The organism is Pseudomonas sp. GM78 (genome assembly GCF_000282475.1).
In the GTDB taxonomy this organism is placed as follows: Bacteria; Pseudomonadota; Gammaproteobacteria; order Pseudomonadales; family Pseudomonadaceae; genus Aquipseudomonas.
The window spans coordinates 25,275-32,217 of sequence record NZ_AKJF01000027.1 but is presented as its reverse complement, the minus strand read 5'-3'; the positions used below and the strand labels follow the sequence as shown (position 1 = coordinate 32,217).

Below are 6,943 nucleotides of genomic sequence, written 5' to 3'. Positions count from 1 at the left end.
GCGGCCCATTCTCGCTCTACATTCGTGCCTATTGGGCTGACAAAGCCATACTCGACGGCACGTGGCAGCCACCGGCCATCGCGACGGTGAAGTGATCGAACGGCAGAGGATGCAACCATGAATCTAAAGAACTTGATCGCCGCTGCGCTCGTGGGCGCGTTAGTAATGAGCGAATTGGCAACGCAAGCCTTCGCTCAGGAAACCAGCTTCAATAAACTCGCCGACCTGCCGTTCACGCAAGGCCGACCCACGCAGGAGGCCGCGCAGATACTACGCGACGAATTGCTTTTTCAACGGGCGACGCAGACGTATCTCTGGGCGCTGCCTTTGATCAACACCCTTGGCATGCAGGTGGGCTCGGAAAAGACATTCGGCGCCGGCTACAACGTCTTGCCGATCTGGAAGCGCAGACTCGATGCCAAGACCCTGGTGACGACCCCCAATTCCGATGTCCTTTACGCGATGAGCTACATCGACTTGGGAAGGGATGGACCGATGGTGATGGAAGCGCCGCCTGAGTTGCAAGGCATCCTGCTGGATGTCTGGCAGCGTCCCATTCCGGTCGATGGTGGCAAGTTCTTCGGTGACGTTGGTCTGTTTGGACCGGATGAGGGAAAGGGCGGCAAGTTTCTCCTCTTGCCACCCGGCTACAAGGGCGAAGTGCCGGAGGGCTATTACGTGTACCGCTCTGCCACAAATAATGTCTTTGTCTTTCTACGCGGGTTCTATAAAGACCCGAAGAATCTAACGCCGACGGTTACGCATCTTGAACAGACAAAGATATATCCACTGAACGGCGCGGCCGAGGCGAAACCGATGACATACCCCGATGCCTCCGGCGTCCCGGTCAACATGCTGCCGAGCAGCGACGGCAATGCCTTCGATCAGCTCAAGCTGCTTGTGGACAGTGAAGGCGCCAACCTCGCCGGTCCCGATTGGCTCGGTATGCTGGCGGCGATCGGCATAGTCAAGGGGCAACCGTTCAATCCTGATGCGCGAACACGCGAGATCCTCGATCGGTCCGCCAAGACCGGCTATGAAATGAGCCGTGTCATTGGCTTTTCAGACAAGGTGAGTGGTCTCTCGTTTAGAGTTTATCCAGACCGCCAGTGGCTTAATCCTTTCGCCGACGGTACTCCCGCGAATCCGGGCGGATCGAAGAATGATAGTTGGGAAAATGTCGCCGGAGCCTATCCGTATCTGGCCCTTGATGCTCGAATCTGGATGTTCACCAATTACTACTCGATAAGCCCGGGAATGATGTCCCAAACCCCAGGCAAGGGTGCCAAATATATGATCAGTTTCACCGACAGCGGGGGCACGCCCTTGTCGGGTGACACCAACTATCGCCTGAACCTGCCGGCCAACATTCCTGCCGACTTGTTCTGGTCGGTGACGCTTTACGATGCCGCAAATGCTTCCGGTCTCGACAACGGCCAGCCGTTCCCCTCCCTCGGTTCGCGTGACAAACCGGTGCAGAACGCCGACCGCAGCACCGACCTCTACCTCGGACCAAAAGTACCCGAAGGTAAGAAAGCCAACTGGCTCGCCACTGTGCCCGGCAAAGGTTATTTCGCGATCATCCGACTCTACGGCCCTAAGGAACCCGCTATCGATAAGAGCTGGAAGCCCGGTGACATCGAGAAGGTGAAGTGACGTTGGCCTGCCGATGCCGGGAGGTAAACATAATTCGGATGAGATCCCAACGAGGGAGGCCTTAAGCAGAGACCGTGACCGGCAGCTTTTGGCCGATTGTTGCCTGTCGCGAGGGATAGCAGGCGACACAGAGCGGACGATCACGTTCGACTATTACTAGCAGCTTAGCCAGATAATTGATGAGTTTTCTGTCATTCAACGAGCACTTTAGCCCAAAGCAGCAGGGCCGATATAGCGGTTCCACACGGAAAAGGCTCGGGTAGTAATCACGAATCTATTGGGTGACACGGCGAATCTGTGTCATCCGGCCATCCGGTTGCACAACATCGCGAAGAATGTCTCCCTGCGATCCCTGCAATGCGTGGAACAGAATCTCGCGCTCAATCATCGGCGCAAGGATCGCAGCCTCATGAGGGCGATCCATGAGTCGCATCATGCGCAGCCACGCATCGATCATTTCATCCGGCGCAGGCAACGCGCTGATACCGCCTGCGCCTTTGATTTCCGTACTGTTTCACACCATCAAATACCAGCGTGAGGCGTGTTGGTGATGAAGATCACGACCTCGTTGAAACCCTCAATTCGCCGGCGTCGGCGTTATCTCCCGCAAGAAGGCAGCATCACGTCACTCTGCACAATGAAAGCGATGTTAAAAAATGTTATGAAGAAAAAATACTTCACATAATCCGTTCATTGGTGGATGATCTGCTGCATCTACAACGCGGCCAACGTCTGCGCCTTGCAGGTGTTGAAGCAGTCGCTGCTTTCCTCTGGAGTACCCCATGAATAACAAGAATGTCGGTGTAGTCGGTCTGGGCGCAATGGGGCTGGGCATTGCCCGCTCGTTGTTGCGCAGCGGTTTCAATGTGCATGCCTGTGATGTGCGTGCTGCCGTAACAGAGCAGTTCGCTGGGGAGGGCGGTGTGGCTTGTCCGTCACCTTCGAACATGGCTGCGCAGTGCGAGGTGATCATTACCGTAGTGGTGAATGCCGAGCAAACCGAAACGGTGCTGTTCGGTGAGGGTGGTGCCGTGGCTGCACTGCGCCCGGGTAGTCTGGTGATCGGTTGCGCCACGGTCGCTCCGACTTATGCCGTGGATCTTGGCCAGCGGCTGGCTGCGCTGGGCCTGCTGTATCTGGATGCTCCGATTTCCGGTGGTGCCGCCAAGGCTGCCGCCGGCGAAATGACCATGATGACCTCGGGCCCGGCCGACGCCTATGCCAAGGTCGAATCGATACTGGCGGGCATGGCCGGCAAGGTGTATCGCCTGGGTGACGCCCACGGCCTGGGTTCGAAGGTCAAAATCATCAACCAACTGCTGGCCGGGGTGCATATTGCCGCTTCTGCCGAAGCCATGGCGTTGGGCCTGCGTGAAGGGGTTGATGCCGATGCCCTATATGAAGTGATCACCCACAGCGCCGGCAATTCCTGGATGTTCGAAAATCGCGTGCCGCACATTCTCAAGGCCGACTACACGCCGTTGTCCGCAGTCGACATTTTTGTCAAGGACCTGGGCCTGGTGCTGGATACCGCCCGTGCCAGCAAATTCCCGCTGCCGCTGTCAGCTACCGCACACCAAATGTTCATGCAGGCATCCAGTGCCGGATTCGGCCGTGAGGACGACTCAGCGGTGATCAAGATTTTCCCGGGCATCGAATTGCCGACTGCTAAGCCAGAGCCCGTTTGAGGAACACCCCATGACTACAACCACCGCACGCCCGCTGCTGGGCTGCATCGCCGACGATTTCACCGGTGCCACGGATCTGGCCAACATGCTGGTACGCGGCGGTATGCGCACCGTGCAAAGCATCGGTATCCCGAGCGCGGAAGTTGCCGCTGGGCTTGATGCCGATGCGATCGTCATTGCCCTGAAATCCCGTACCACACCGGTCGCCGAAGCAGTCGGACAGTCCCTCGCTGCGCTAACCTGGCTGCGCGAACAAGGTTGCGAGCAGATCTTTTTCAAATATTGCTCGACATTCGACTCGACCGCCGCCGGCAATATCGGCCAGGTCAGCGAAGCGCTACTGGCTGCACTGGGCAGTGATTTTACCCTGGCGTGCCCAGCGTTCCCGGAAAATGGCCGGACGATCTTCCGCGGCCACCTGTTTGTGCAGGATCAGTTGCTCAGTGAATCGGGCATGCAACATCACCCGCTGACGCCGATGACCGACGCCAATCTGGTTCGGGTCCTGCAATCGCAAACCGGCCTGAGTGTCGGTCTGCTGCGCTACGACACCATTGCCCAAGGCGCTGAGCAGGTGAAGGCTCGCATCGCCGAACTGAGGGCTCAAGGTGTGGGCATGGCCATCGCCGATGCCTTGTCGGACCGCGATCTGTACACCCTTGGTAGCGCCTGCGCCGATTTGCCGTTACTGACAGGTGGTTCGGGGCTGGCCCTGGGCCTGCCGGAGAACTTCCGTCGGGCCGGCAAGCTGCGTGACCTCGATGCCTCGAAACTCCCGGCGGTGTCCGGCGGGGAAGTGGTGTTGGCCGGCAGTGCGTCGATTGCCACCAATGGACAAGTGGCGGCCTGGCTCGAAGCCGGTCGTCCGGCCTTGCGCATCGATCCGTTGGCCCTGGCTGCCGGTGAGCCGGTGGTAGCACAAGCCCTGACCTTCGCTCGCGAGAACGAACAAACTGTATTGATCTATGCCACCAGCTCGCCGGAAGAGGTCAAGTCGGTGCAGCGGCAACTGGGTGTGGTTCAAGCCGGCAGCCTGGTGGAAAACGCCTTTGGCCAAATCGCAGAGGGTCTGCGTCAGAGCGGCGTGCGTCGCTTTGTGATCGCCGGCGGAGAAACATCAGGCGCCGTGGTTCAAGCGCTGGGCGTGCAGCTTCTGCAGATCGGCGCGCAGATCGATCCGGGTGTTCCGGCGACGGTCAGCAGCACTGACGAGCCTTTGGCGCTGGCACTCAAGTCGGGCAACTTCGGTGGCCGGGACTTCTTCACTAAAGCCCTGAACCAACTCGCCGGAGGTGTTCAATGATTAACGAAAACGCCTTGCGCGAAGAAATCTGTGAGACAGGCCTTAGCCTTTATCAGCGCGGATACACCGTCGGCAGCGCGGGCAATATCAGCGCACGGCTGGATGATGGTTGGTTGATCACGCCGACTGACGTCTGCCTCGGGCGCCTCGATCCGGCGACCATCGCCAAGGTCAACCTGGCCGGCAAATGGGTGTCCGGGGACAAGCCTTCAAAGACCCTGGCACTGCATCGCCAGGTCTATGACCGCAACCCGACTGTCGGCGGCGTGGTGCATACCCACTCGACCCATCTGGTGGCATTGACCCTGGCAGGCGTTTGGCAGGCCAATGACATTCTGCCGCCGCTGACGCCGTATCAGGTCATGAAAGTCGGGCATATCCCGTTGATTGGCTACCAGCGCCCCGGCTCGCCGAAGGTAGCCGAACAGGTTGCAAAACTGGCCAATAGCGTTCGCGGCGTGATGCTGGAGCGGCTCGGTCCGGTGGTCTGGGAGAGTTCGGTATCCAAAGCCAGCTACGCCTTGGAAGAACTTGAGGAAACCGCGCGACTGTGGCTGATGAGCAATCCGAAGCCAGAGCCGCTCGACCAGGCGGCGCTGGATGAGCTGCGAGAAACGTTTGGCGCGCACTGGTAGCGCACGGGCTTAACACAACAAAACGATACTGCAAGCCCTGCCTGGGAGGCGCACTGCGACTCTCGACGGACGCGGCTTGCCTGAAAAAACAATAACAACAGGAAATCCAAGCATGGCTCACCTTCACTGCGGCATGTGCAGATCCATTGGCAGCACCGTTTCATTGACCCGGCGTGGGGGGCTTTTGAAATGAGCCCGTTAATCCTGATGATTACCGCTGGGGCGGGCATCGCTCTGTTGTTGTTCCTGGTGCTCAAGTACAAGTTCCAGCCCTTCGTGGCCTTGATGCTGGTGAGCATTCTGGTAGCGCTGGTGGCCGGAGTGAAGCCGGCTGATCTGGTCGCTACGATCGAAGGTGGTATGGGCAAAACCTTAGGCCATATTGCGATCATCATTGCCCTGGGCGCGATGATCGGGCGGATCATCGAGCTCTCTGGCGGTGCCGAGGCGTTGGCCAAGACCCTGATTACCCGTTTCGGCAATCGGCGTACGCCCCTGGCGTTGACGATTGCCGGCTTCATGGTCGGGGTGCCGGTGTTCTTCGAGGTGGGCGTGATCATCCTCATGCCGCTTGCTTATGGGATAGCCCGGCGCGCACGCAAGCCGCTTTTGGTGTTCGCGTTGCCGATGTGCGCGGCCTTGTTGACCGTACACGCCTTCCTGCCGCCGCACCCGGGCGCCGTGGCCGCTGCCAGCCAATTGGGCGCGGACCTGGGCCGTGTGCTGATGTTCGGCCTGCCCATCACAGCCTTCCTTTGCTACGTAGGCTACCGCGTGGCCGGGCGCATGACCCGTCGGGTGTACCCGATGACCGACGATATTCGTGCTGAGGTCTATGGCCCGCATGTCACCAACGAAGACCTGGCCGCCTGGACCAACGGCAGCGACACGAACCCCGAGCGCGCGGCAGAAGCCGTATCGCACATGGGTCTGGAAGAGTCCACCAGCAGCATCGTGTCCAAACTGCCGCCGGCACCCGCGCCGGGTTTTGGTCTGATCGTCAGCTTGATCCTGCTACCCATTATCCTGATTCTGTTGGGGACGCTGTCCACCTCGCTGCTGCCCGCCGAATCGACTGTGCGCGCAATCATGACTGTGCTCGGTGCACCGCTGGTGGCATTGCTGATCGACACCTTGCTGTGTGCCTGGCTGCTAGGTTCGCGTCGGGGCTGGAGCCGCACTCAGGTGTCGGATGTGATCGGCTCGGCCTTGCCCGGCGTGGCGATGGTGATCCTGATCGCCGGTGCCGGCGGCGTGTTCGGCAAGGTACTGGTGGATACCGGGATCGGTGCCGTGGTCTCCGATATGTTGCGCACCACCGGCCTGCCGGTGCTGGCGCTGGGTTTTCTGCTGACCATGCTGTTGCGTGCGGTGCAGGGCTCGACCACTGTGGCACTGGTGACCACTGCCGGTATCATCAGCCCGCTGATCGTGACCCTTAATCTGACGCCGAACCACATGGCCCTGCTGTGCCTGGCCATGGGCGGTGGGGGGTTGGCCATGTCCCATATCAATGACGCCGGTTACTGGATCTTCACCAAATTGTCCGGGCTGAACGTGGCCGATGGCCTGCGCACCTGGACGGTATTGACCACGTTGCTCGGTACTTTGGGTTTCTGTATTACCCTGCTGATCTGGCCTTTTGTCTAACCCATTATTTC

General features: G+C 59.4%; 5 protein-coding genes and 1 pseudogene. 5 read left to right on the top strand and 1 reads right to left on the bottom strand.

Annotation, left to right across the window (positions count from 1 at the left end; translation table 11 throughout):
* Positions 1-117: 117 nt before the first annotated feature.
* Positions 118-1,656 (top strand): DUF1254 domain-containing protein, encoded by a 1,539-nt coding sequence (locus PMI35_RS28520; RefSeq protein ID WP_008055339.1) that lies wholly within the window; start codon positions 118-120, stop codon positions 1,654-1,656.
* Between the two features lie 277 nt (positions 1,657-1,933).
* On the opposite strand, the pseudogene PMI35_RS33535 reads toward PMI35_RS28520, so the two are convergent.
* Positions 1,934-2,134 (bottom strand): annotated as a pseudogene (locus tag PMI35_RS33535) (AraC family transcriptional regulator); the annotation flags it as partial.
* A 304-nt stretch (positions 2,135-2,438) separates the two neighbouring features.
* Between PMI35_RS33535 and ltnD the strand changes: the two are divergent.
* From ltnD to PMI35_RS28540, 4 genes are all read left to right on the top strand, one after another.
* Positions 2,439-3,344: an L-threonate dehydrogenase gene (gene ltnD / locus PMI35_RS28525; RefSeq protein WP_008055334.1), complete on the top strand. Its 906-nt coding sequence runs from the start codon at positions 2,439-2,441 to the stop codon at positions 3,342-3,344.
* Between the two features lie 10 nt (positions 3,345-3,354).
* Entirely contained in the window at positions 3,355-4,647 is a 1,293-nt protein-coding gene (otnK, locus tag PMI35_RS28530) for a 3-oxo-tetronate kinase (RefSeq protein WP_008055333.1), read from the top strand.
* Positions 4,644-5,282, top strand: coding sequence for a 3-oxo-tetronate 4-phosphate decarboxylase (otnC, locus tag PMI35_RS28535; RefSeq protein ID WP_008055332.1), 639 nt, complete (start codon positions 4,644-4,646; stop codon positions 5,280-5,282). Before otnK ends, otnC begins: the two co-directional genes overlap by 4 nt.
* A 189-nt stretch (positions 5,283-5,471) precedes the next feature.
* On the top strand, positions 5,472-6,932 hold the full coding sequence (locus PMI35_RS28540; protein ID WP_008055331.1) for a GntP family transporter: 1,461 nt from the start codon (positions 5,472-5,474) through the stop codon (positions 6,930-6,932).
* Positions 6,933-6,943 lie beyond the last annotated feature (11 nt).

Excerpts from the sequence above, each read along its gene's own strand:
- otnK (WP_008055333.1), top strand. The coding sequence starts at position 3,355 with ATGACTACAACCACCGCACGCCCGCTGCTGGGCTGCATCGCCGACGAT.
- PMI35_RS28540 (WP_008055331.1), top strand. The coding sequence starts at position 5,472 with ATGAGCCCGTTAATCCTGATGATTACCGCTGGGGCGGGCATCGCTCTG.
- PMI35_RS28520 (WP_008055339.1), top strand. The coding sequence starts at position 118 with ATGAATCTAAAGAACTTGATCGCCGCTGCGCTCGTGGGCGCGTTAGTA.
- ltnD (WP_008055334.1), top strand. The coding sequence starts at position 2,439 with ATGAATAACAAGAATGTCGGTGTAGTCGGTCTGGGCGCAATGGGGCTG.
- otnC (WP_008055332.1), top strand. The coding sequence starts at position 4,644 with ATGATTAACGAAAACGCCTTGCGCGAAGAAATCTGTGAGACAGGCCTT.